Genomic DNA, 23,188 nt, shown 5'->3' on the forward strand with positions numbered 1-23,188 from the left:
GCCGCGGATCAGAGGTTGTTGAGGAAGTCGTCGATCATCCGTCCGATGTCGGTGTCCTGGCCGGTTCCGCCGCCGGTTCCGCCGCCGGTGTCCGGGACGTCGTTCGACGCGCCGTCACCGCCGTCTCCGTCGGCGCCACTGTCCGCGGAACCGCCGGTGTCCCCGCCGCCCTGCTGCTCGGAGTAGCCACCGCTGGAGGCCGACCCGGCCTGCGGGTCCTGGACCACCGGCACCGAGCTGTCGAACTGCTCGACGTCGCTGTTGGCCAGTGCCTCGTTCATGAAGCCCTGCCAGATGTCCGACGGGGACTGTGAACCGTACATCGATCCGCCGTACCGGGCGTCCATCAGCGGCTGACCGTCGGTGTCACCGATCCACACCGCCGTCGCCAACTGGGGCGTCGACCCGATCATCCAGGCGTCCTTGTTCTGCCCCGTGTCACCCAGCTGAGCGGTACCGGTCTTCGCCGCACTCGGCCGGCCGTTCGCCAGCGAGTGACCGTTGGAGTAGGCGGCGATCGGACCCATCGCGGCGATGACTGCGTCGGCGACCTCGGGCTGGACGACCTGGGTGGACTCCATGCCGGTGTTGTCCATCAGCATCTCGCCGTCGGAGGTCTCGACCTTCCACACGAAGTGGGCGGGAATGTAGCGGCCCTGGTTCGTCAGGGTGGCCAGGGCGGAGGCCATGTCGATCGGACGGGACTGGTACTGGCCCAGGGTGATGCCCTCGTAGGGGGTGCCACCGTTCTCGCGCAGGGTCTCACCGATGCCGGGGAGTTCCTCCGCGACGCCGAGACGGTGCGCCATGTCGGCGACGTCCTGCGGGCCACCGTTGAGATCGCGGGCGACCCGGATGAAGGAGGTGTTCAACGACCGCTTCAGGGCCTCCGCCATGGAACACGTCCCGCAGGACTCGCCCTCGACGTTGTTCACCTCGGTCGCGCCGGTGGTGACGGGGGAGGAGTCGTAGGGGGTCGAGGTCGGGATGCCCTGCTCGACGGCGGCGGCCATCGTGAAGATCTTGAAGGTCGAGCCCGTCTGCAGGCCGGCGTTCGCCCAGTCCAGTCCGGTGGGGTCGTCCCCACCGTAGTAGGCGCGCACCCCACCGGTGTTCGGGTCGATCGCCACACCGGCCGACCGCACGGTGTCGGCCTGGGCGTCCATCGCCGAGTGCACGTTCTCCACCATGGCGCGCTGGTGGTTGGCGTCGATGGTCGTGGTGATCTTCAGACCGCCGGTGTTCACCGCCTCCTCGGTGATCCCGTTGGCGTTGAGCTCGGCGAGCACCTGGCTCTTGATGAGCCCGTTGGTGCCCTCCGCCACGGAACCGGAGTCCACCTGCGCCGGGTCGATGACCTCCGGGTAGACCATCTCGTCGCGTTCCTGCCGGGTGATCGAGTTCATCCCGACCAGGCCGTCGGCCACGTAGTTCCAGCGCTGCTCGGCCTCGGGACGGTTGGTCCACGGGTCGAGCTGGCTGGGACGCTGGATCGACGCCGCGAGCACGGCGCCCTCGGCCGGCGTGAGCTCCTGGATCGGCTTGTTGAAGTAGGCCTGCGACGCCGCGGAGATGCCGTAGGCGTTCCGTCCGAAGTAGATCGTGTTGAGGTAGGCCTCCAGGATCTCGTCCTTCGACCACTCCCGTGACATCTTCGACGAGATCACCAGTTCCTTGCCCTTGCGGACGAGGCTGCGCTCATCGCCGACCACGGCGTTCTTCACGTACTGCTGGGTGATCGTCGAGCCACCGCCGGCGTCCTCGCCGGTGAGCTGGCCGAGCGCGGCACGTCCGAAACCGGTGATCGAGAATCCGGGGTTGTCGTAGAAGTCGCGGTCCTCGGCGGCGATGACGGCGTCCCGCACATGCTCCGGGATCTCGTCGATGTCGACGTTCTGGCGGTTGCCTTCCGGCGGCACGATGCGTGCCAGCTCGGTGGTGCCGTCATTGGCGAAGATCTGGGAGATCTGGTTGTTGACCAGTTCCTCCGGCTGGGGGACCTTGGTGACCGAGTAGGCGGCGAAGAACGTCACCAGCGGTACCACGATCAGCACGGCCAGAACGGCTCCGACAGAGGCGAAGAGGCGTCCCCACACCGGCTTGCGCGTGCGGGTGCGCTGCCGCTTCGTGGAGTCGTCGGGGGTGGTCGATTCGTTAGTCACGTGGCTGTTCTCTCCGTACTGGAATTACCGAGACCGTACATGTCTTCCCTGATGAGATGGTTCCATCCACAGCGGAGGCAGACCTCCACCGTGTGGACGGCCACCCCGCTCCCGGATCCACCGGCAGGGCCCGCGTCGGACTGTTCCGTAGCAGACTGTCCGACACCGTCAGGGAACAGGGTAGCGAGGATAGCGTCAATCTCCGAAAGACTACGCGCCGTTCCCGATTTTTCCCCTATCGCCGCACCGTGGACCCAGAGGCTCTCCCGCAGCGCCGCCGCGTCGCACACCGGGCAGACACGCTCGACCCGCGTGCCCAGCACCTCCGCCGAGGAGATCAGCCCCCGGTCGGCGTCACACACGTCCGCGCGTCGACGCTCGCCCCGCCGCAGGGCACGCAGGGTCCGCTGGCGGTCCAGGTCGTGGGAAACGGTGTGGACGGGATGCACGGTCGACATGATGCGGGACATTCTATCCGGTCCCGCGGCACGGGTGAATCGGTCAAGACCCGACGTTGACCGGTCAAGTGCCCCTCCACCCCACGTCAGACAGTGTTTTTCCCGGTACAGAGGGCTAACGTCCGGAGCCATGAGTTCACAGGACACCACCTCCCGTACCCCCATCAGGCTGGCCATCGCCGGCATCGGCAACTGCGCCACCTCACTGCTCCAGGGCCTCGAGTTCTACAGGGACACCCCGGACGACGACACTGTCCCCGGTCTCATGCACGTCCGCTTCGGCGACTACCACGTCCGCGACATCGAACTGGTGGCCGCCTACGACGTGGACGCCGACAAGGTCGGCAAGGACGTCGCCGCGGCCACCGAATCCGGTCAGAACTGCACCATCAAGATCTGCGACCTCCCGGACCTCGGCGTCACCGTCCGCCGCGGCCACACCGCCGACGGCCTGGGCAAGTACTACCGCGAGACCATCGAGGAATCCACCGAACCTGACGCCACCCACGACGAGATCGTCACCCACCTGCGCGAGACCGGTGCCGACGTCCTCGTGTCCTACCTGCCGGTGGGGTCGGAGGAGGCCGACAAGTTCTACGCACAGTGCGCCATCGACGCCGGCGTCGCCTTCGTCAACGCCCTGCCCGTCTTCATCGCCTCCGACCCCGAATGGGCGAAGAAGTTCGAGGACGCCGGCGTCCCGGTCGTCGGCGACGACATCAAGAGCCAGGTCGGCGCCACCATCACCCACCGCGTCCTCGCCCGGCTCTTCGAGGAACGCGGTGTGACCGTCGACCGCACCTACCAGCTCAACGTCGGCGGCAACATGGACTTCAAGAACATGCTGGAGCGTGACCGCCTCGAATCGAAGAAGGTCTCCAAGACCCAGGCGGTGACCTCCAACCTCACTGGCGCTCTGTCCGGGAAGATCGACGACCGCAACGTCCACATCGGCCCGTCGGACTACGTACAGTGGCTCGACGACCGCAAGTGGGCGTTCATCCGCCTGGAGGGCCGCGCCTTCGGTGACGCCCCCATCAGCCTGGAGTACAAGCTTGAGGTCTGGGACTCACCCAACTCCGCCGGAATCATCATCGACGCGGTCCGTGCGGCGAAGATCGCCAAGGACCGCGGCCTCGGCGGACCCGTCGACCCGGCGTCGACCTACCTGATGAAGTCACCGCGCATCCAGCACCCGGACGACCAGGGCCGCGCGGACCTCGAAGCCTTTATCGCGGGGGAGTGACGGCACCCAATCTGGGGCGGAGTTTTTACCCGTGAACTGCGGGTTTAAGGAACTTCACCGCCCTAAAAGTGGTACCAGTATACCTTTCAGGAGCAAAGCACGGTAGATTGGTGGATATGACCGCTACCCCGTCTGAAGTCGCGAAGCGCCTGCGGCCCGTCGTCACGCGGATGTACCTGTTGTACTTCCGCCAGACCACGCAGTCCAGCATCAGCACCGCGCAGCTCTCCATCATGATGAACCTCCAGACTCACGGCGCACTGCGCATCAGTCAGATCGCCGATCTGGAGTCGATCCGTATGCCCACCGCATCCAACGCGATCAACCACCTCGAGTCCCTGGGTCTGGTCTCCCGCGTCCGTGACGTCAGTGACCGACGCGGCGTCCGCGTGAAGCTCACCGACGTCGGCCGGACCGAGCTGACCCGCATCGGGGAGGAGCGCGACAAGCAGATGGCGAACATCCTCGCCGTCCTGGAGCCGGACCAGCTGGAGAAGGTGGAGGAGTTCATCCCCACCCTGGAGGCCGGCATGGAGGTCTTCGACTCCCGTCGCATGGGGGAGAAGTAGCCGGTGACCCCGCTGCGAGTGCTGCTGGCGTGGCGGCCCGACGGAGAACCCGGCGGTGCCGACACCAACACCGGCACCGACACCGCGGCATTCGTCTCGTGGCTCTCCCGGACCGCGGAGATCAACGTCAAACCGGTCACCGTGATCCCCAGGATCTGGCCGGAAGGCGTCGACCGGGTGGACCCCGCCGACGCGGCCGCCGTCGAACGGTTCGAGGACTGGGCGGCGACGGAGTCCACCGCCTGCCACGCCGCGGCACGTGCCGCCCTCACCGAAGCCGGCGTGCCGGAGTCGATGATCGACGACAGTGACGAGTTGCTCCACAGCCACTCGGAGACCACGGCGCTGATCCGCTCCGCCGAGGATTTCGGCGCCGACCTCATGGTGGTCGGCTCACGCTTCGGGACCTCCGGCGGGCCCGTCGGACGCTTCCGGGCGGGGTCGACCGCCGACGCGCTGCTGCACTGTGCGCCCCTGCCCGTGGTCACCGTCCCGCGCACCCCGACCCTGTCGAAACACGGCGTCACCCGGGTCAGCTGCGCCTACGTCGACAACGAACAGTCCCACCAGGCGCTGCGCAAAGCGGCGGACCTGGCGTCCCGGTGGGACGTCCCCCTGCGCCTCGTCGCATTCAGTCCCACCGGCGCGTCGATGTACCCCACCCTGACCCCATTCCCCGACGCCGCCGACGCAGACGAACGGTGGCGCGGGCAGGCCCTCGACATCCTTGCCCGAGGCCGGGAGCGCGCCGAGGAACGCCACCCCGACCTGCGCGTCGAGGCCGAAGTCGGCTCCGGCCCGGGATGGAGCGGCGCCATGGACGACGTCCACTGGAAGAAGGGTGAGATCCTCGTGGTCGGATCCTCCGTGCTCGGCGCCTTCAACAGGGTGTTCATCGGGCCGTCGACCAACCAGCTCCTCGCGCACTCACCGGCGCCGGTGCTCGTCAGCCCGGTCTGAGCCGGGTGGTGGCCGACCTGGGCGGCCCACGGACTACACTCGGAGGCATCATGTCCGCGCAGCCCAACAGTTCAGAGAACCCCGACCCGCTCGACCGTCTCGAGGACCTCGACCGGCGTACCTCCGTGCGTCAGGCCTGGCAGTTGGCGATCGCTTTCCCGGTGGCCACGATCGTCGCCTGGGTCGTACTCGACCTGGCGACCGGGGACACCGCGGCCACCCGGATCATCCCGACCCTGATCGCCATGTGCGGCCCGATCGTCGCCGGCCTTGTCGTTCTCCGGAAGTGGAGGCGCTACCAGTGGTGGCAGCCGTTCATGGGGACCCTGTGGTGGCTGATCCCCTTCTTCCTCATCATCTTCACCACACTGCCCATCCCGCTGATCGTGGGGCACTGAGCGCAACGGTTCCCGCTGCCGCATGCGGCGTGCCGATGTCGGATTATCGCCCGCCCAGGTAGCAGATCGGCTGATTTTTCTACCTGGGACGGCGATAATCCGACATTGAGCGGGGAGAGGGGGAGGAGGAGGAGAGCGGCGCGCCCGGAGGCCGGGACCGCACCTACTTCGCGACGATGTTCACCATCTTGCCGGGGACCACGATGATCTTCGCGACGGTCTTGCCCTCGACGTGTGCCGCCACGTTCGGCTCCGCCAGCGCTGCCGCCTCGACGTCCTCACGTGCGGCGTCCACGGCCACGGTCACCCGGCCGCGCACCTTGCCCATCACCTGGACCGGCAGCTCGACGGTGTCGTCGACCAGCCACTTCTCTTCCCAGGCGGGGAAGGGCGCGTGCGCCAGCGAACCCGTGTGCCCCAGACGCGTCCACATCTCCTCCGCGATGTGCGGAGCCACCGGTGCCATCATCAGCACCAGCGGTTCCACGGCACCGCGAGGCACCGCCGCGCCCGCGTAGGCCTTCGTCAGGTGGTTGACGTACTCGATGAGCTTGGCCACCGCGGTGTTGTCCCGCAGGTGGGCGTAGTCGTCGTGCACGCCGGCGACGGTGCGGTGCAGTGCACGCTGGTCGTCGTCGGTCAGCTCGGCGTCCGACACCGCCGGCGCACCGGTGGCCTCGTCCACGACCAGACGCCAGGCACGCTGCAGGAAGCGCTGTGCACCCACGACATCCTTCGTCGCCCAGGGACGGGACGTGTCCAGCGGTCCCATCGACATCTCGTAGACGCGCAGGGTGTCGGCGCCGTAGTTGTCGCAGATCTCGTCGGGGGAGACGGCGTTCTTCAGGGACTTGCCCATCTTGCCGTACTCCTGGGTGACCTCCTCGCCGTTGTAGAAGAACTTCCCGTCCTTCTCCTCGACCTCGGCCGCGGGCACGTACACGCCCCGGGAGTCCGTGTAGGCGTAGGCCTGGATGTAGCCCTGGTTGTAGAGCCTGTGGTACGGCTCGTAGGAGCTCACGTGGCCGAGGTCGAAGAGCACCTTGTGCCAGAACCGGCTGTAGAGCAGGTGCAGCACGGCATGCTCCACGCCTCCGACGTAGAGGTCCACGCCACCGGAGGGCGCGCCCTCGCGCGGGCCGGTCCAGTAGCGCTCGTTCTCGATGTCGACGAGGCGGTCGGAGTTCGTCGGGTCGATGTAGCGCAGCTGGTACCAGGAGGAACCGGCCCACTGCGGCATGACGTTGGTGTCGCGCCAGTAGGTCTTCTCGCCGTCGCCGAGGTCGAGGGTGACCTCGACCCACTCCTTCGCCTTGGCCAGCGGGGGCTGGGGCTCGGACGAGGCGTCGTCCGGGTCGAAGCTGACGGGCTTGTAGTCCTCGACCTCGGGGAGCTCGACGGGCAGCATGGACTCGGGCAGGGCGTGGGCGACCCCGTCTGCGTCGTAGACGACGGGGAAGGGCTCGCCCCAGTAGCGCTGGCGGGCGAAGAGCCAGTCGCGCAGCTTGTACTGGATCTTCTCCTCGCCGTAGCCGTTCTCCGCGAGCCAGGTGATGGTGGTCTCGATGGCGTCGGCCTTGTTCCTGCCGTCGAGGTCGAGTCCCTGCCCGTTGGCGGAGTTCACCAGTACACCGTCGCCGGTGTAGGCGGCCTCCGCCACCGGCACGTCGCCACCGGAGACCACCTCGAGGACCGGCAGGCCGAAGGCGGTGGCGAACTCGTGGTCACGGTCGTCGTGGCCGGGAACGGCCATGATCGCACCGGTGCCGTAGCCGGTCAGCACGTAGTCCGCGATGAACACCGGTACCTGCGCGCCGTTGACCGGGTTGGTGGCGTAGGCGCCGGTGAAGACACCGGTCTTCTCCTTGTTCTCCTGGCGCTCGAGGTCGGTCTTCGCCGCAACGGCGGCACGGTAGGACGCCACGGCGTCCTTCGGGGACGCCGCACCGTAGGTCCAGCGCGCGTCGACGCCGTCACCGTAGGGCGCGTCGCCGACGAGCTGGTCGACGAGTTCGTGCTCGGGGGCGAGCACCATGTAGGACGCCCCGAACAGCGTGTCGGGACGGGTGGTGAACACGCGGACCGCTCCGGCGGGGGAGGAGAAGTCGACCTCGGCGCCACGGGAGCGTCCGATCCAGTTGCGCTGCATGGACTTGACCTTGTCCGGCCAGTCGAGGTCCTCGAGGTCGTCCAGCAGCCGGTCGGAGTAGGCGGTGATGCGCATCATCCACTGGGACAGCCGCTTCCGGAAGACCGGGAAGTTACCGCGCTCGGAGCGTCCGTCGGCGGTGACCTCCTCATTGGCCAGCACGGTGCCGAGCCCGGGGCACCAGTTGACCGTGCTGTTGGAACGGTAGACCAGTCGGTGGCCGTCGAGTTCGGCCTGCTGCTGTGCGGGGGTCAGGTCCGCCCACGGGGTGCCGTCGACCCCCTCGGCGGCGAACTTCGCCTCGAGCTCACTGATCGGGCGCGCCTTCCTGGCCTCGGTGTCGAACCAGGAGTTGTAGATCTGCAGGAAGATCCACTGCGTCCAGCGGTAGAAGTCGGTGTCGGTGGTGGCAACGACACGACGACGGTCATGGCCCAGGCCCAGCCGGCCCAGCTGACGTTCCATGTTCTCGATGTTCGCACTGGTGGTGGTGCGCGGGTGCGTGCCGGTCTGCACGGCGTACTGCTCCGCGGGCAGGCCGAAGGCGTCGTAACCGAGGGTGTGCAGGACGTTGCGTCCCAGCATCCGGTTGAAGCGGGCGTAGACGTCGGTCGCGATGTAGCCGAGCGGGTGCCCGACGTGCAGGCCCACCCCGGAGGGGTAGGGGAACATGTCCTGGACGAAGAGCTTGTCCTTCGGCAGGTCCCCGCCCCCGGCCGCGTCTGCGCCCGTCGATGTGGCGAGGTCGCCGACCGGGTTCGGCGCATTGAAGGTGCCGTTGTCGCGCCAGTAGCCCTGCCAGCGACTTTCGATGTCGCCGGCGAGTTCCGGGGTGTAGCGGTGGGACGTGGACTCGCCAGATTCGCTCCGAGGGGTAGTCATGTCGAGTCATTGTAATAGACTGGGTGACCATGATCGTTCTCTCTATCCTGCTGTTCATCCTGGGCGCTGCCGTGCTGGTCACCGGTGTGCTCGCCGTCACCGCGAAACTGCCGGGGAACAGGTGGGTGGGGCTGCGTATCCCGGAGGTGCGCAAGAACCGGGAGATGTGGGACACCGGACACCGGATCGCCGGACCGACGTGGACGGGAGCCGGTGTCGCGCTCCTCGCCGCCGGGCTTGTCAGCCTGCAGGGCGGGTGGCTGTGGGCCATCTCCGGCCTGCTGGTGGTCGGCGCCCTCTTCCTCATCGGCATGGGCGCCGCACTGGCCGCGCAGACACTGGCGAAGATCGACCACGCGAAGGCCCAGCAGGCTGAGCAACAGCGCGCGGCCGCGGGGTGCTGCTCCTCGGGATCGGCCGCGGCCTCCGGCACGTCCAGCAACTCCTGCGGCGGCGACTGTGGCGGCTCCTGCGGCGGCCACGACAACGGCTCCACCGTGGAACTGGACCTCGACGCCGCCCGCCGGGCCGTCGCATCACGCGACGAGGCGTAGGTCCACGGCCGCGGTCAGCAGCCGACAACCGTACCCCCGAGGGTACCACGGAACTGCGGTGATACCCCCGGTGAAACCTATGCGGAAATGAAATAGATCCCTCCGCTGACCCGTCGTTCACAGATCCTCGTGGTTGCCGCAACAGCCGCAACGTTCGCCCTCACAGCGTGCGGCAGCAGTTCCGACGACGCCTCAGCCCCGGAGACGGTTACTCAGATCGTCACACAGACCCCGGATGCCGCCCCAGCCGTCGAACAGGCCGACGCCGCTCCGCCGTCCACCTCGGAGGCCCCGCCGGTCGTTGATCTGACGATCCCCGACGGGCTCGAGGGAATGAACGGCCAACTCGCTTACGAGCGCCTCACCGGGGAAGGGTTCACCGGGGTCAACCCCACTTCCGTCGACCCGTCGCGTGCAATGCCTGTCCTGTACAACAACTGGACCGTCACCTCTGTGGAACCTGCCCCCGGTACGACGGTGCCCTCGGATTCCACGATCATCCTCAACATGACAAAGGAATAGGTTGCCATGGCCCCGCCCGTCTCCCGTGGGGAGTCTGGCGGATAGGATCGTTGTCCATGCGTAAAGGGACCGAGATCGACATTCCGGCCCGAATAGGGCAGCTTCTCCGTGAGTTTCCGGTGGTGGTCCTCCAGGGGGCGAGGGGTTCAGGGGTGTCGACGGTCGCGCAGCAACTCGCCGACACTCACCACGGGCGGGTGGTTTCCGTGACGTCGGGGCACCCCGAGGTAGGAGACGGTACCCGTCTCACCGTATTCGACGGGTTCGATGACGCCGAGAACCGTAAGGATCTGCTGACCAGGGTGCACGCGGCGGCGGAACGGACCCACCGGCCCGGCGCGTTTCTCCTCACCTCCCACACCGACCTGCGCCGGGAGGACGACACCGCCGGATGGACGGTGTCGGTCACCCTGGGCGTCCCCCGGCGCGGAGAGGGCACCGCCGCCGTCGGCGACGCCGTCGCCGAGGTCGTCGACGCCGCCGCCGGCGGTCCGGCCCCAGACACCGCACCCTTGACCGCACCCTTGACCGCACCGTTGACCACGGCATCCCTGGCCGTCGGCGCGCACGACCTCGACGCCGGTGGGCGGCGGGCCTTCTACCGCGACCACCTCACCTCACTGGTCACCCACGACATCGCCGGTGTAGCGCATGTGGAGGACCCGTCGCGGATCACCGCGGTGCTCACGGCGTTGGCGCACCGTGGCGCGGGGGAGCTGACGGTGGCTGAGCTCGCCGGCGAGACCGGCATCCCGTCCTCGACACTGTCGGGCTACCTCGGCCTGCTGGAGAGGCTGTTCACCGTCGCCACTGTTCCGGGATGGACGCCGGGGCTGGCCGCGGAGGAGATACAGCGTCCGCTGGCCTTCCTGCCGGACGCAGGTCTCGTCGCGTATCTCGACGGGCCGGACGACCCGTTGGCGCACGTGCTGGCGACACTGCACCGCCAGTCAGTGTGGTCGAGGGAGCACTACCGGGTGTACCACTACCGCAACGGCAACGGGCGGTGCGTGGACTGCGTGGTCGAGCTCGCCGACGGCAGGGTCATCGGCGTACAGGTGACCTCGGACCCGTCACACCTTGATTTTCTCCGCGGGGAGCTCGGCGACCGCTTCCTCGCGGGACTCGTCTGTGAGGCGCGGTAGCTGCCTGCGGGGCATGCCCGTCCCGTCACTGTGGGGCCTACTACCTCCGCCGACTACGCTGGAGCACCATGAGCGCCGCGCCTGTCCCCGCACCGTCCGCACCCTCCGCTCCGTCCGTCGTGGTCTGCGGGTCGGTGAACGTCGACACCTTCGTCCGGGTCGACCGGTTCCCGACGGCGGGGGAGACGACGATCGCCTCACCGAACGGCAGGGCCCTGGGCGGCAAGGGGGCCAACCAGGCGGTGGCTGCGGCCCGCTACCTCGACGGCACCGTCGTCTTCCAGGCCACGGTCGGGGCGGACGCCGACGGCGACGCCGCCCTCGCCACACTGACCGACTACGGCGTCGACGTGTCCGCCGTCGCCCGCGCACCGCAGGACGTCCCCACCGGCCAGGCGTTCATCATGAACGACGCGGACGGCGAGAACATCATCGTGGTCACCTCCGGGGCCAACGAATACACCGTCCCGGCGGCACAGGACGCCGGCGGCACCGCCGCCGTGCTGCTGGCCCAGGGCGAACTCACCCCGGAGCACTCCGCGGCCCTGCCGCAGCTGGCGCAGCGTCTCGGAGCCCGGTTCGTCCTGAACCTCGCGCCGGTGACCACCCGGGACCCCGGTCTGCTCGCCGCGGCGGACCCGCTGATCCTCAACGAGTCCGAGGCGGCCGAGGTCTTCGGCACGACGTCGGACGCCACGGACGCCACTTCCGTCGCCGACGCCGCTGTCGCCGCAGTGGACGCGGGCCTGGCGACGTCCGTGCTCGTCACCCTCGGTGCCCGGGGGGCGGTCCTGGTCACCGCGGAGGGACGCACGGACATCGACCCGGTGCCCGCGGACAGCGTCGTCGACACCACCGGCGCGGGCGACGCGTTCTGCGGGACGCTCGCCGCCGCCCTGGCGGAAGGTGAGGACCTCGTCACGGCGGCACACCTGGCGTCCGCGGCGGGGAGTCTGGCGGTACGCGGCCGCGGCGCCGCACCGTCCTACGCCGGGCGGGATGAGGTGCGCGCTCTGCTCTAGACTGTCCCACCATGAGGAACTTCATCAACCGCATCCTGGGATACCGCCCCGATCTGCTGATCGTGCTGATCGTCCTCGGTGTCATTCTCGCCCTCATCGTGCCCGCCCGTGGCAACACCGCCGACGTCATGGACTGGGTCGTCAAGATCGCCATCGGCCTGCTCTTCTTCCTCTACGGTGCACGGCTGTCCACCCGCGAGGCACTCAACGGGCTGAAGCACTGGCGCCTGCACCTGCTCATCCTGGCGTTCACCTTCGTGGTCTTCCCCCTGGTGGGCCTGGCACTCATGCCGCTCAAGGGCGTCATCGGCGACGAGCTCTACCAGGGGATCCTCTTCCTCACCCTGGTCCCGTCCACGGTGCAGTCCTCGGTGGCGTTCACCTCCATCGCCCGGGGCAACATCCCCGGCGCGATCGTCAGCGCCTCGGCGTCGAACCTCATCGGCGTCTTCGCGACCCCGTTGCTCGTCCTCCTGCTGATGAGCGGTACGGACGGCGGACTGCACATCGACACCTCGGTCTTCGTCGACATCGCCCTGCAGCTGCTCGCACCGTTCATCCTGGGCCAGGTCCTGCGCAACGTCCCCGGCGTGAAGACGGTCGCCGGGGCGAAGCCCACCAGTTACGTGGACAAGATCTCCATCGGCCTGGTGGTGTACGTGGCGTTCTCCGAGGGCATCGTGATGGGTGTGTGGAGTTCGGTGTCCTGGGTCGCCATCGTCGGGATCTGCATCGGCTCCGTGATCGGCGTCTACGCCATGCTGTGGCTGACCTCGTGGACGGGGCGTCGCCTCGGCTTCGACTACAAGGACCAGGTCGCGATCCAGTTCTGCGGCACCAAGAAGTCCCTGGCCTCCGGCCTGCCGATCGCCGCGGTGCTCTTCAGCGGTGGCGCGGGACTGATCATCGTGCCGTTGATGATCTTCCACCAGATCCAGCTGATGATCTGCTCGGGACGCGCGGCGAAGTACGCCGCCGAACAGCCGGAGAACACCTGGTAGCCCGCCCCGGGGTGCTCACCCGGCCCCCGGCACCAGCGACGCCACCCGGTCGGACAGCCGCCACTCGTCGCGCCGCCGGGCGGTGCGCTGCAGCACCCCGCGTTGCGCCAGCCACGTCATCAACGACCGTGCGTCCGGTTCCGCGGCCTGCTGCAGCAACGCCGCCATCTCCAGGTCGACGGTCCCCGCGGCCATCAGACGACGCAGGACGACCAGCGTCGCGGCGTCGCGGGCCACCCCACGTCCGTACTCGGCGCGGACCGCCGTCAGCAGCGAGACGAACTCCATGTCCGGTTCCCCGTTGAACAGGGTCACGTCCACCGCATCGTCCTTCGCGTCGACGACGGGGGCCTCGAACCCGGCGGACAGCATCGCCAACCACATCCGGTCGAAACCCCGTGACGACCACCGTTCCAGCCCCAGCAGCTGCATCGCGTTGAGCAGGGCCGGGTTCCGCGGCTGCGACGGACCCGAGAGCAGCCGGTCGGCGGTGTTCCCGCCCGGCAGACCGCCGGGGGAGTGGACCCGGATCATCTCCGGGGACTGGAAGACCACCACCGGCTCCGGACGCGACCAGTCCCGGTGGACCAGGGCATTGGCGATCGCCTCCTCTGCCGCGGCGACGGGGATCGCGGAGTCGTCGTGGGCGCGGACCAGGTCGCGCAACGACGTCGCCGACACCACCAGCGGCAGGTCCAGCAGCGTCTCGGTCGGCGGGTGCGCGGGGTCGGTGTCTCCCGCCCGGTAGAGGTGGCGTGCGCCCGGGGCGCGGTGGAACAGCAGCTCCGCGGCGACCGTCGGTTCACCCCCGTCGGTCAGCAGGTCCAGTTTCGCCAGCAGCCCCGTCCCGGAACTGTCCCCGTTGGGCAGGGTGCCCGCCCGCTGTGCCGCCGCCAGCAGCTCCCGTCCGGCGGCCAGCGCCTCGACGTCGTAGTCCCGCACCGGCACCGCCGAGCGCGACGCCGTGTAGTCGGGATTTCCCCGGGCCCGGGCGAGCAGTTCCTTCGGTTCACCGTCCAGCGGCAGGCAGGCGTCCCCCACCCGGTGCCGGACGATCTCGTCCGGCCCCGTGTGCACCGCCAGCCCCGCCGGAACCCGGATCACGATGATCCGCGCCCCGTGGGCGTAGGCGTCCCAGGCGTCCACCGTCAGGTGGGGGCGCGTGCCGGTGAAGATCAGGTGCACGATCTCCGCCGGATCGCGGTCAGTGCCGTTGAAGGCGTCCGGGCCCGGGGTCCGGTCGGCGATGCCGAAGACGATGAAACTGCGTCCCGCCGACCCGTTGGCGAAACAGCACGCGGTCTTGACCAGCATGTCCGCCGCCTTCTCGTCCGGGTGACGGGTCGGGGTGTGGACCGGGTCCTCCTTGAAGTCCAGCACGCTGGACTCCAGGTCGTCCGCCACCGCACCGTCGAGGATGCGGTCCAACGCCTCGGCGACGTCACGGGGAAGTGCGCGTTGCCGGCCCGGCGCGTCCCCTGCAGAGTCCATGGCCGAAAAACTATATCCCGCGGATGTCGCCGGCGACCGGACGGGACCGCTTGACGTACCCCAGCCGCGGACGGAAGCCGGACGGGTGCTTCAACTGCGCCACACAGTCGGCGACGACCAGCCGGAACCTCACGTCCATCTGCGGGAGCTGGGCGACCGGGAACCAGCCGACCTCCACCGACTCCTCGTCGTTGACCTGCGGCTCAGCTGCACTGTCCGGGGTGAGGACGCACCGCACGGTGGTGTCCATGAACCGGCACACATCCCCGTTCGGATAGGTCACCGGGCCGACGGCACCCGTGCCGATCAGCGCATCGACCTCGACCGTCAGACCCGTCTCCTCGGCGACCTCCCGCACCGCGGCGTCCGCGACCTCCTCACCCGGGTCGATGATGCCGCACACCGGCGTCCAGCGGCCGTCGTCCGCCCGCTTGACCAGCAGCACATCCGGCGTGGCGAACACCGGTGCGTCCTCCGGGACGTCCCGGACCACGACCGCGGTGACTCCCGGCAGCCACAACGGTGCATGGCCGACCTTGTCGCGGAGCTCGGTGATAAAAGACGGGGTACCCATGGGAGACGAGTCTAATACCCGCATCGTCCGGGCGCTGTTCCCCGGACCGAGGTTACGGTACCTTTACCTCCATGAGACGCTCACTGCTGCGCATCGGCGCCGCCACCACCGCCCTGGCCACCGGCATCGCCCTGGCCGCCTGCTCCTCCGACGACAACGGCAACAGCAACGGCGGCGATGCCGGCGACGGCAGCAGCGCCACCGCGACAGACGCCTTCCCCGTGTCCGTCGCCACCACCTTCGGCGACATCGAGATCCCCGAACAGCCGACCCGCGTCGTCGCCCTGGGCTGGGGGGACGCCGACATCGCCCTCAACCTGGGCGTCCAGCCCGTCGGCGCCAGCGACTTCCTCGAGTTCGGCGGCGACGGTGTGAGCCCCTGGAACGAGGAGACCTACGACGAGTCCCCCGAGATCCTCTCCGGCGGCGGCAACCAGGACGTCGACGTCGAGAAAATCGCCGCCCTCGACCCGGACCTCATCCTCAACGTGAAGTCCGCCAGTGACCAGGAGACCTACGACCAGCTCTCCGCGATCGCCCCGACGATCTCCGCCCCCGAGGGTGCCGAGGGCTACACCGTGACCAGGGACACCCAGGTCGACATGATCGCCACCGCGCTCGGCGAATCCGCCAAGGGCGACGAGATCAACCAGGAGGTCGACGACGCCATCGCCCGCGTCCGCGACGACCACCCGGAATGGTCGGAGAAGACCGCGTCCGTCGTCGCGAAGTACGGCGAGGGCTGGGCCGCCTACTTCGAGGGCGACGCCCGGGTGGACCTGCTGACCTCCCTCGGCTTCACGGAGACCGGCAACGTGGAGAAGACCCCGGACACCTTCTTCACGCAGCTCTCCGACGAGAACCTCGACACCGCCGACGCCGATGTCGTCGTCGGCTTCCCGATCGGCATCACCCAGGAGGAGTTCGAGGACCTGGGCCCGTGGAAGAGCCTCGGCGCGGTGAAGGACGGCCACGCCATCGTCGCCGACGACGACCTGTCCCAGGCGTTCTCCCTCGGGTCCCCCGACTCCGTGCTGTGGGCCCTGGGGCAGATCACCCCGAAGCTCGAGGACGCCACCAGCTAGACCCTCCCACATGTCGGAAAATCGCCCTCCCAGGTAGCGATCGAGCCTGATCCGCTACCTGGGAGGGTGATAACTCTGCATCGGCTCCCGTGCGGAACCCGGACCGTGTTAGATCGGGCTATGGGGGAATTCGGGGGATACCACTGGGACCGGGCTGCGCGCGACGGACGGATACGACCGGGACGCGGCCCCACGTTCGCGCGACGGGTCTTCCCGATGCGCGTCCCCGTCCTGCGCACCGCGGCACTGGCCCGCGGGACCCCACGTTCGGTGGTGGACTCCTGGGAGAAGCCGGTACGACGCGTCGTCCTGCCCCCGCTGCCCGAGAACACCGACACCTCCTCACGCCTGGGCCCCTGTGGCTACGGGGACGCCCCGTCGCCGTACCTGTGGGACATCATCACCCGCACCCGCGCCCTGTGGTTGCTCACCCGGGACGCCGTCGTCGGTGGGTGGAGCGCCGCAGGACTCCACGGGCTGCCACACTGGGCCGACAACGAGAAAGTCGTCCTCCTGTCCACACGGACCCGCCGCAACAACACCGGGACCAACGGCGCCGTGTTCCGTGCCTTCGCGGTCGGTACGGAGACCGTGACCCCGGACCCCGAGTTCCCGGAGATGCAGGTCGTCACTGCCGCGACCGCGGCCGCCCAGTGCCTCGCGACGATCCTGACCGGAAAGAAGACGTGGTACGTGCCCCATGTCCCCGGCATGGAGGACCGGCACGTCCGGGCGGTCCAGTTCATCGACGCCATGTTCCAGTGCACCCACCTCACCACCGTGAGGATCCTCGACGGTGCCCGGGGGATCGTCTGCCGGCGGACCCTGAAGCGACTGCTCGCCCTCACCGACTACGGGGCCCAGTCGCCGATGGAGACCGTACTGCGCCTGGTGATCCGCGATGAACTGCCGGACGACCACCGGTGGACGTCCCAGGTCAGGATCGACCTGGGGAAGGGACGCTCGACCGTGCCGGACCTGGCCTGCCCCGAGCTGGGTGTCGCCGTGTACTACGACGGCAGGCACCATGACGGGACCGGGCAGACGGACACCGACTTCATGCTGTTCCAGAAGCTGAAGAACGCAGGCTGGGAGGCGGTCCGCGTCAACCGGACACTGCTCGCGGACCTGGAGGAGCTGATGGAGCAGCTTCAGGGGGCGATCCTCCGGGCGACGGAGGCGCGGACGCATGCGGCCCGTGCTCCCCGGACCGGAGATGTCGGATGATCGCCCTTCCAGGCAGGGTTTCGGGCCCGACAGCTACCTGGGAGGGCGACAATCCGACATCGCGCGGGCGGAGGCGCGGGGTCCTGATCAGAACACCAGGTTCACCAGCACCATGTAGACCACCGTGCCGAACAGGATCGACATCGTGGCCGAACGTCGCCACAGGTGCAGTGCAGCGGTCGCCACCACAGCGATCACGGCCGCGCCGATACCGCCGGGATTCTCCGTGGAGTTGACCAGGGTGTACATCACCAGCACCGTCATCACACCGGCGGGCATGGCGATCCCCAGCCACGCGACCAGGGCCGACTCGCGGAAGTAGCGCATCGCCGCGAACGGCAGGGCGCGCAGCAGCAGGGTCACCAGGCCGACCCCGCCGAGGATCAGCAGGGTGTTGGTCAGGTCGACCCCTGCGGGCAGGCCGCTACTCATCGCCGGCCCCCTTCCCCTGCGGGTGCTGCGGGTGCTGCGCGTGCCGCGAATGCCGCGACTGTCGTGACCGCCGCGTCCACAGGAACCGCGCCACCAGGTACACGAAGTACAGCGACAGTCCGATGAGCAGCATCTGCTCGCGACTCACCAGGTAGCCCACGAATCCCCCCGCGACAGCCACCACGGGCAGCCACACGTCCCGGCTGACGTCCAACGCCTCGATCGCCAACACCACGAACAGGGCGGTCAGGGCGAAGTCCAGGCCCACCAGATCCAGCGGCAGTGCCGAGCCGACCAGCGCCCCGACGACGCCGAAGACCACCCAGGCGGACTGGCAGAACATCTGCACCGCCATCACCCGCGGCTGGGTCCACACCGACCGACGCTTCGTGGACAGGATCGCGTAGGTCTCGTCCGTCAACGAGTAGATGCCGTAGGCCTTCGCCGCCGGAGAGCGCACCGCCTCCACCGGGTAGCTCAACCCGTAGAACACGTGACGGAAGTTCACCAGGAACCCGTACAGCACAGCGGACAGAGGTGCGACACCACCGGTGACCAGTGTGATCGCCAGGAACTCCATGGATCCGGCGTAGAGCACGATGCTGAACACCGGCGTCCACCACCACGCGAAACCGGTCTGGGTGACCAGGAGTCCGAAAGCCAGGCCCAGGGGGATCAGCCCCAATGCCACGGTCCAGCTGTCCTGGATGCCTTTCCTGAACTCCGCGGATGCGGCAGGACTCACTGGTTGTCCCACCAGCGCTTCAGTTCCGCGATCGCCTCGTCGCGGTCCATGGGGCCACGGTCGAGGCGCAGTTCCTTGAGGAACGCCCACGCCTTGCCGACGGCGGGTCCGGGCGGCAGGTCGAGGATGGTCATGATCTCGTTGCCGTCGAGGTCGGGGCGGACGGCGTCGAGGTCCTCCTGCTCCTTGAGTTCGACGATGCGGGTGTCGAGGTCCTCGACCGCCCGCGCCAGCCGACCGGCCTTGCGCTTGTTGCGGGTCGTGCAGTCCGCACGCACGATGACCTGCAGCTGGGGGAGGAGCTCCCCGGCGTCGGCGACGTACCGCCGCACCGCCGAGTCCGTCCACGCGCCCTCGCCGTACCCGTGGAAGCGCATGTGCAGGAACACCAACTGGCCGATGTCCTGGATCTGGCGTTTCGGGTACTTCAGCGCCTTGAGCCGTCGGCGTGCCATGCGCGCACCGACGACCTCGTGGTGGTGGAAGGTCACGGCCCCGGACTCGGTGAAGTCGCGGGTGTCCGGTTTGCCGATGTCGTGCAGCAGCGCGGCCCAGCGCAGGACGAGCCGGTCGGCATCCGAGACCTCCGAGGCGTCTCCCATCCGCCCCTCCAGCTCCGTGGCATTACGCAGGACCTGCAGGGAGTGGGCGTAGACGTCCTTGTGCTGACGGTGCTCGTCCTGGGTCAGCTTCAGTGCGGGCAGCTCGGGCAGGACGTGGTCGGCCAGCCCGGTCTCCACCATCATGTCCAGCCCGGTCCAGGGCTCGGCACCGAGCATGAGCTTGTTCAGCTCCGCGGCGACGCGCTCGGCGGTGATGCGGGTGATCTGGCCGGACATCTCCGTCATCGCGGTGCGCACCCGGTCGGCCACGGTGAATCCCAGCTGGGAGGCGAACCGGCACGCGCGGAGCATACGCAGGGGATCGTCGTGGAAGGACTGCTCCGGGGCTGCCGGGGTGTCGAGCACACCGGCGACGAGGTCGTCCAACCCGTTCAGCGGGTCGCGCAGTTCGTGCGCCCCGTCACCGGAGAGTTCCAGGGCGATGGCGTTGCAGCGGAAGTCGCGGCGCACCAGGTCGCCGTCCAGCGTGTCGCCGAAGGTGACCTCGGGGTTGCGCGACGCCCCGTCGTAGGAGTCGGCGCGGAAGGTGGTGATCTCCACGATGAGTCCGTGGAACATGGCGGAGACCGTGCCGAACTCGATGCCGGTGTCCCAGACGGTCTCGGCGACGTCGTCGAGGACCTCGCTGACGACGTCGGGACGGGCGTCGGTGGTGAAGTCGAGGTCGAAGTCGGCACCGGGCCGGCCGAGCCTGCCGAGCAGGGCGTCGCGGACTGATCCGCCGACGAGGTAGAGCCGGTGGCCACGGGCGGCGAACGCCTCCGCCAGCGCGGTGAGCGTCCGGCCGGTCCTGTCGTCGTCCTGCACCGCCGACCATGCGGTGGCGAGCATCGTCGCCGCGTCCATCTTCTCCTGCGTCTGCCGTCCCGTCACCCCCCGGATTTTACAGTTCCCACAAACCGTGCCGCAGGCACTACCCTTGTTCCCCATGAACCAACGGCGTCGCCGCTCCAACGGGAGCTCCTCACGGCCGGACCAGCGCCGGTCTCCGGCACGCTCCGTTCAGCAGCGTGACCACAGTGAACTGCCGACCTCGGTGGAGACCAGCGCCGGCGGCCTCGTGCTGTCCGGACTCGCCGAGGCCGTCCGGGGGGACGGTTCGGTGGACCTGTCGCGGATGTACGTCGCCCTCATCGGCCGGCTGGACCGTCGGGGCCGCCTGCTGTGGTCAATTCCGAAGGGGCACATCGAGCCGGACGAGTCCCACCACACCACCGCTGAGCGTGAGGTGTGGGAGGAGACCGGTGTCAGCGGGGAGGTCGTCAGCGATCTCGGGACGATCGACTACTGGTTCGTCTCGGAGGGCCGCCGTATCCACAAGACGGTGCACCACCATCTGCTGCGCTACGTCGACGGCGACCTCAATGACGAGGATCCTGAGGTCACCGAGGTGGCGTGGCTGCCGGTGAGCAACCTCGTCGAGCGCCTCGCCTACGCTGACGAGCGCAAACTCGCCCGGCAGGCCCACGACCGGTTGCCCGACCTCGCCCGCGCGGAGGCGAAGGCCGGGCGACGTACCCCGCGGTAGAGGTGCGGAGGTTGTCGCGGTCGTCGCGATTGTCACGGTTGACGCTGCCGGTCCGGCCGCTGGCCTGCGTCGCCGTGGCGGCGGTGGGGGTGGCGCTGACGCCGGTCGTACCGGTCGCCACGGCGCAGGACGGTGGCCCGGGCGAGGCGCTCTGGGCGAATCCGGAGGCGAGGTCGGCGGACCCGGACAGCGGTGTGGCGCTGGAGATCCTGGGGCAGCAGCCCGCCACGGTCACCGAAAGCGGTGCCCTGGACCTGCGGATCCGGGTGACGAATTCCTCGGACCAGGAGTTGAGTGGTCTGCAGCTGCGCACCCAGCACCAGAATTCGGTGGAGGAGCCGGACGGTGTGGCGACGTCGTTGATGTCGAACCAGGGGGAGTACCCGTGGGTCGGCCCGTTCCAGCAGCTCGACGGCACACTGGGGCCCGGTGAGGAGCGTCAGTTCCGGCTGACCGTACCGGTGGACGGGCGCGCCGGCAGTCTCAGCGGGCTGGGACTGGACGGCCCCGGCGTGTACCCGTTGCTGCTGAACCTCAATGCCGACCTGGGGGGGACGGGTACGTCCTTCGTGGCCGCGACGCGGTCGACGGTCACGGTCACAGGGTCAGGCGACACCGACGACACAGACGAGATCGCCGACACCGACCGCCCGACGGGGATGACGATGCTGTGGCCCCTGTCGTCGAGCGCCACCGCCGGCGCCGGCCAGGTCGGCGACGCCCCTGAGCCCAATGAGCTGTACCTTCCGGACGAGTCACTGGCGGAGGAGCTGCAGCCGGAGGGACGCCTGAGTACACTGCTGTCGGCCTACCGGTCGGCGGCTGCGGAATCGGACGACCTGCGGGAGGCGACGTGCATCGCCGTCGACCCCGACCTCCTGGAGACCGTGTCGCGGATGAGTGCGGGCTACCGGGTCGGTGAGGCCCCCAGCCCGGTGGAGGATCCGGTGCGGTTGCGGGACCGCTGGACCAGCAACCGTTCCGGTGACGACTCCGTCGAGGGGACGGGTGCGGCCGACGCCGCCTCCTGGCTCGACGACCTGCGCGCGACCGTCGACGGACAGTGCACCGTCCCGTTGCCCTTCGCCGGGGCTGACGTCGACGCGGTCACCGGGGTCGGTGACTCCCGCGTCGCCGACCTCTCGGAGCGCGGTGCGGAGACGATCCGCGACATCCTCGACACCGACCCGGCCGACGGCGTGGTCGTCCCGGGGTCCGGGTACGTCTCCGAGGCCTCGGTACAGCGGTTCGCCGCCGCAGAGCGGGAGACACCGACGACCGTACTCGTGGCGGATGACACGGTGACCACGACTGACAGTGCGACTGACGGCACGAATGACGGCCCGGACGCAACCTCAGACGCAGGCGTCGTCACCCTGCCGGGCGGGACGCGTGCGCTGCGGTTCCCCGCCGCGTTGGGCTCAGCGCTCGCCGCGACCGGCGAGGCCCCCACGACGGCGGCCTACAGCGCGCCGACGTCGCGACGCGACCTCGACGACGACAGCACCGCCGAGCGTATGGCGGCGGCGGTCGGCGTCCTGGACCTGGAGCTCCGCGACACCGGCAACGTCATCGCCGTTCCCCCGGCCGAATGGACCGTGGACGGGGACGACGCCGCGACCTGGCTTGAGGCGGTCACCGGTCGACTGGAGGACGGCTCGGCCCGGGCCGTCGCCTTCGGTGCCGCGCTGCGCGGGGTGGCGTCCGACGGCACCGTGCAGGAGCCGGCGTCCGACCCCGCACCGGTGGGGGAGGACGAGGTCGCACAGGGCCGGGCACTGGCCGAGGACGTGCACAACGTCACCAGGATCATGGTCGACAACGACAATGTCGCCCTCACCCCGGAGATCTTCACCCGGCCCATGGTCGACGACCTGCTGCGGTCGCTGACGGACAACCGTCGCCGCATCGCCGAGGACACCACCGCCGGGGACCGTGCCACCCAGCGCCGGGGGAGTGTGCGGGCGCTGATCCACGAACTGCGTGAGTCGGTGTCCCTGCTGCCGCCCGGAAGTGTGTTCACCCGGACGAGTGACTCCTCGCCACTGATCGTCGTGGCACGGAACGGTCTGCCCCTGCCGGTGCGCGTCAACGTCGAGTACGAATCCGACGACGGGGTCACCCTCAACACGCCCGGGATGCAACAGATTCCCGCACAAGGCAGCGTGACCCTGCAGATGACGACGACCTTCCCGGCCGACATCCGCGAGACCGACCTGACGATGTACCTGGAAACACCGGATGACATGCGGATCTCTGATCCGGTGACGATCCGTATGGCGTCCGGTCCCGGCAACGGCGCGGTCTGGGTGGGCGTCGGTGCGGCCGTCGTCTTCGGCCTGCTCGCCCTGATCCGGGTGGCGAAAAGACGACGACAGTTAGCGAACCGCCGGGGGAGTGCACGAAGATAGAACG

The 23,188-nt window shown here is 68.9% G+C and carries 20 protein-coding genes and 1 pseudogene; 13 read left to right on the forward strand and 8 right to left on the reverse strand.

From position 1 onward, the window contains the following. Window positions 1-8 precede the first annotated feature (8 nt). Both PQI66_RS11530 and PQI66_RS11535 read right to left on the reverse strand, forming a co-directional pair. Window positions 9-2,162 carry a transglycosylase domain-containing protein gene (locus tag PQI66_RS11530; protein WP_445228029.1) on the reverse strand — a complete coding sequence of 718 codons (2,154 nt, stop codon included), beginning with the start codon at window positions 2,160-2,162 and terminating at the stop codon, window positions 9-11. Continuing rightward, entirely contained in the window at window positions 2,159-2,620 is a 462-nt protein-coding gene (locus PQI66_RS11535) for a DUF5318 family protein (protein WP_339998451.1), read from the reverse strand. The genes PQI66_RS11530 and PQI66_RS11535 overlap by 4 nt, the downstream gene beginning before the upstream one ends. Before the next feature lie 130 nt (window positions 2,621-2,750). Between PQI66_RS11535 and PQI66_RS11540 the strand changes: the two genes are divergently transcribed. From PQI66_RS11540 to PQI66_RS11555, 4 genes are all read left to right on the forward strand, one after another. Next, window positions 2,751-3,866 (forward strand): inositol-3-phosphate synthase, encoded by a 1,116-nt coding sequence (locus tag PQI66_RS11540; protein WP_339998453.1) that lies wholly within the window; start codon window positions 2,751-2,753, stop codon window positions 3,864-3,866. A 116-nt stretch (window positions 3,867-3,982) separates the two neighbouring features. Beyond that, window positions 3,983-4,435 carry a MarR family winged helix-turn-helix transcriptional regulator gene (locus tag PQI66_RS11545; RefSeq protein WP_339998454.1) on the forward strand — a complete coding sequence of 151 codons (453 nt, stop codon included), beginning with the start codon at window positions 3,983-3,985 and terminating at the stop codon, window positions 4,433-4,435. Window positions 4,436-4,438: 3 nt separating this feature from the next. Then, complete coding sequence (locus PQI66_RS11550; protein WP_339998456.1) at window positions 4,439-5,395, forward strand: universal stress protein; 957 nt, start codon at window positions 4,439-4,441, stop codon at window positions 5,393-5,395. 50 nt (window positions 5,396-5,445) lie between these two features. Further along, window positions 5,446-5,793, forward strand: a complete 348-nt coding sequence (locus tag PQI66_RS11555; protein ID WP_339998457.1) for a hypothetical protein — start codon at window positions 5,446-5,448, stop codon at window positions 5,791-5,793. Between the two features lie 163 nt (window positions 5,794-5,956). Here the strand turns inward: PQI66_RS11555 and leuS are convergent, their stop codons facing one another. Then, window positions 5,957-8,824, reverse strand: coding sequence for a leucine--tRNA ligase (gene leuS, locus PQI66_RS11560; protein ID WP_339998459.1), 2,868 nt, complete (start codon window positions 8,822-8,824; stop codon window positions 5,957-5,959). 29 nt (window positions 8,825-8,853) lie between these two features. Between leuS and PQI66_RS11565 the strand changes: the two genes are divergently transcribed. The 5 genes from PQI66_RS11565 (at window position 8,854) to PQI66_RS11585 (ending at window position 13,068) form a co-directional block, all read left to right on the forward strand. Continuing rightward, window positions 8,854-9,378: an SdpI family protein gene (locus PQI66_RS11565; RefSeq protein ID WP_339998460.1), complete on the forward strand. Its 525-nt coding sequence runs from the start codon at window positions 8,854-8,856 to the stop codon at window positions 9,376-9,378. Window positions 9,379-9,507: 129 nt separating this feature from the next. After that, window positions 9,508-9,900, forward strand: coding sequence for a PASTA domain-containing protein (locus PQI66_RS11570; RefSeq protein ID WP_339998462.1), 393 nt, complete (start codon window positions 9,508-9,510; stop codon window positions 9,898-9,900). A 56-nt stretch (window positions 9,901-9,956) separates the two neighbouring features. Further along, window positions 9,957-11,045: a DUF4143 domain-containing protein gene (locus PQI66_RS11575; protein ID WP_339998464.1), complete on the forward strand. Its 1,089-nt coding sequence runs from the start codon at window positions 9,957-9,959 to the stop codon at window positions 11,043-11,045. A gap of 68 nt (window positions 11,046-11,113) precedes the next feature. Then, the gene (locus PQI66_RS11580) at window positions 11,114-12,067 is read left to right on the forward strand and encodes a ribokinase (RefSeq protein WP_339998465.1); all 954 of its coding nucleotides are present in this window, start codon (window positions 11,114-11,116) and stop codon (window positions 12,065-12,067) included. Between the two features lie 11 nt (window positions 12,068-12,078). Then, complete coding sequence (locus tag PQI66_RS11585; RefSeq protein ID WP_339998466.1) at window positions 12,079-13,068, forward strand: bile acid:sodium symporter family protein; 990 nt, start codon at window positions 12,079-12,081, stop codon at window positions 13,066-13,068. A gap of 15 nt (window positions 13,069-13,083) precedes the next feature. On the opposite strand, the gene PQI66_RS11590 is transcribed toward PQI66_RS11585, so the two are convergent. Both PQI66_RS11590 and PQI66_RS11595 read right to left on the reverse strand, forming a co-directional pair. Next, entirely contained in the window at window positions 13,084-14,559 is a 1,476-nt protein-coding gene (locus PQI66_RS11590) for an ATP-binding protein (RefSeq protein ID WP_339998467.1), read from the reverse strand. Window positions 14,560-14,569: 10 nt separating this feature from the next. After that, complete coding sequence (locus PQI66_RS11595) at window positions 14,570-15,133, reverse strand: NUDIX hydrolase (protein ID WP_339998469.1); 564 nt, start codon at window positions 15,131-15,133, stop codon at window positions 14,570-14,572. A gap of 71 nt (window positions 15,134-15,204) precedes the next feature. On the opposite strand from PQI66_RS11595, the gene PQI66_RS11600 reads away from it, so the two are divergent. Together PQI66_RS11600 and PQI66_RS11605 are read left to right on the forward strand one after the other, a co-directional pair. Then, on the forward strand, window positions 15,205-16,218 hold the full coding sequence (locus PQI66_RS11600) for an iron-siderophore ABC transporter substrate-binding protein (protein WP_339998471.1): 1,014 nt from the start codon (window positions 15,205-15,207) through the stop codon (window positions 16,216-16,218). Between the two features lie 216 nt (window positions 16,219-16,434). After that, complete coding sequence (locus PQI66_RS11605) at window positions 16,435-17,445, forward strand: hypothetical protein (RefSeq protein ID WP_339998473.1); 1,011 nt, start codon at window positions 16,435-16,437, stop codon at window positions 17,443-17,445. 87 nt (window positions 17,446-17,532) lie between these two features. Here PQI66_RS11605 and PQI66_RS11610 read toward each other — a convergent pair whose 3' ends face one another. From PQI66_RS11610 to PQI66_RS11620, 3 genes are read right to left on the reverse strand one after another with little or no spacing between them, the layout of a single operon-like run. Beyond that, window positions 17,533-17,877 (reverse strand): branched-chain amino acid transporter permease, encoded by a 345-nt coding sequence (locus tag PQI66_RS11610; RefSeq protein ID WP_339998475.1) that lies wholly within the window; start codon window positions 17,875-17,877, stop codon window positions 17,533-17,535. Then, entirely contained in the window at window positions 17,870-18,622 is a 753-nt protein-coding gene (locus PQI66_RS11615) for an AzlC family ABC transporter permease (protein ID WP_339998476.1), read from the reverse strand. The genes PQI66_RS11610 and PQI66_RS11615 overlap by 8 nt, the downstream gene beginning before the upstream one ends. Then, window positions 18,619-20,091 (reverse strand): CCA tRNA nucleotidyltransferase, encoded by a 1,473-nt coding sequence (locus PQI66_RS11620; protein WP_339998842.1) that lies wholly within the window; start codon window positions 20,089-20,091, stop codon window positions 18,619-18,621. Before PQI66_RS11620 ends, PQI66_RS11615 begins: the two co-directional genes overlap by 4 nt. A gap of 184 nt (window positions 20,092-20,275) precedes the next feature. Here PQI66_RS11620 and PQI66_RS11625 point away from each other — a divergent pair. Then, window positions 20,276-20,773: pseudogene (locus tag PQI66_RS11625) on the forward strand (NUDIX hydrolase); the annotation flags it as partial. Between the two features lie 29 nt (window positions 20,774-20,802). Beyond that, window positions 20,803-23,184 carry a hypothetical protein gene (locus PQI66_RS11630; protein WP_339998477.1) on the forward strand — a complete coding sequence of 794 codons (2,382 nt, stop codon included), beginning with the start codon at window positions 20,803-20,805 and terminating at the stop codon, window positions 23,182-23,184. Window positions 23,185-23,188: the final 4 nt, after the last annotated feature.

It is taken from the genome of Corynebacterium sp. USCH3 (genome assembly GCF_037619475.1).
GTDB lineage: Bacteria > Actinomycetota > Actinomycetes > Mycobacteriales > Mycobacteriaceae > Corynebacterium.

Excerpts from the sequence above, each read along its gene's own strand:
- PQI66_RS11535 (WP_339998451.1), bottom strand. The coding sequence starts at position 2,620 with ATGTCGACCGTGCATCCCGTCCACACCGTTTCCCACGACCTGGACCGC.
- PQI66_RS11590 (WP_339998467.1), bottom strand. The coding sequence starts at position 14,559 with ATGGACTCTGCAGGGGACGCGCCGGGCCGGCAACGCGCACTTCCCCGT.
- PQI66_RS11540 (WP_339998453.1), top strand. The coding sequence starts at position 2,751 with ATGAGTTCACAGGACACCACCTCCCGTACCCCCATCAGGCTGGCCATC.
- PQI66_RS11555 (WP_339998457.1), top strand. The coding sequence starts at position 5,446 with ATGTCCGCGCAGCCCAACAGTTCAGAGAACCCCGACCCGCTCGACCGT.
- PQI66_RS11610 (WP_339998475.1), bottom strand. The coding sequence starts at position 17,877 with ATGAGTAGCGGCCTGCCCGCAGGGGTCGACCTGACCAACACCCTGCTG.
- PQI66_RS11600 (WP_339998471.1), top strand. The coding sequence starts at position 15,205 with ATGAGACGCTCACTGCTGCGCATCGGCGCCGCCACCACCGCCCTGGCC.
- PQI66_RS11585 (WP_339998466.1), top strand. The coding sequence starts at position 12,079 with ATGAGGAACTTCATCAACCGCATCCTGGGATACCGCCCCGATCTGCTG.
- leuS (WP_339998459.1), bottom strand. The coding sequence starts at position 8,824 with ATGACTACCCCTCGGAGCGAATCTGGCGAGTCCACGTCCCACCGCTAC.
- PQI66_RS11605 (WP_339998473.1), top strand. The coding sequence starts at position 16,435 with ATGCGCGTCCCCGTCCTGCGCACCGCGGCACTGGCCCGCGGGACCCCA.
- PQI66_RS11580 (WP_339998465.1), top strand. The coding sequence starts at position 11,114 with ATGAGCGCCGCGCCTGTCCCCGCACCGTCCGCACCCTCCGCTCCGTCC.
- PQI66_RS11565 (WP_339998460.1), top strand. The coding sequence starts at position 8,854 with ATGATCGTTCTCTCTATCCTGCTGTTCATCCTGGGCGCTGCCGTGCTG.
- PQI66_RS11595 (WP_339998469.1), bottom strand. The coding sequence starts at position 15,133 with ATGGGTACCCCGTCTTTTATCACCGAGCTCCGCGACAAGGTCGGCCAT.
- PQI66_RS11620 (WP_339998842.1), bottom strand. The coding sequence starts at position 20,091 with ATGGACGCGGCGACGATGCTCGCCACCGCATGGTCGGCGGTGCAGGAC.
- PQI66_RS11545 (WP_339998454.1), top strand. The coding sequence starts at position 3,983 with ATGACCGCTACCCCGTCTGAAGTCGCGAAGCGCCTGCGGCCCGTCGTC.
- PQI66_RS11575 (WP_339998464.1), top strand. The coding sequence starts at position 9,957 with ATGCGTAAAGGGACCGAGATCGACATTCCGGCCCGAATAGGGCAGCTT.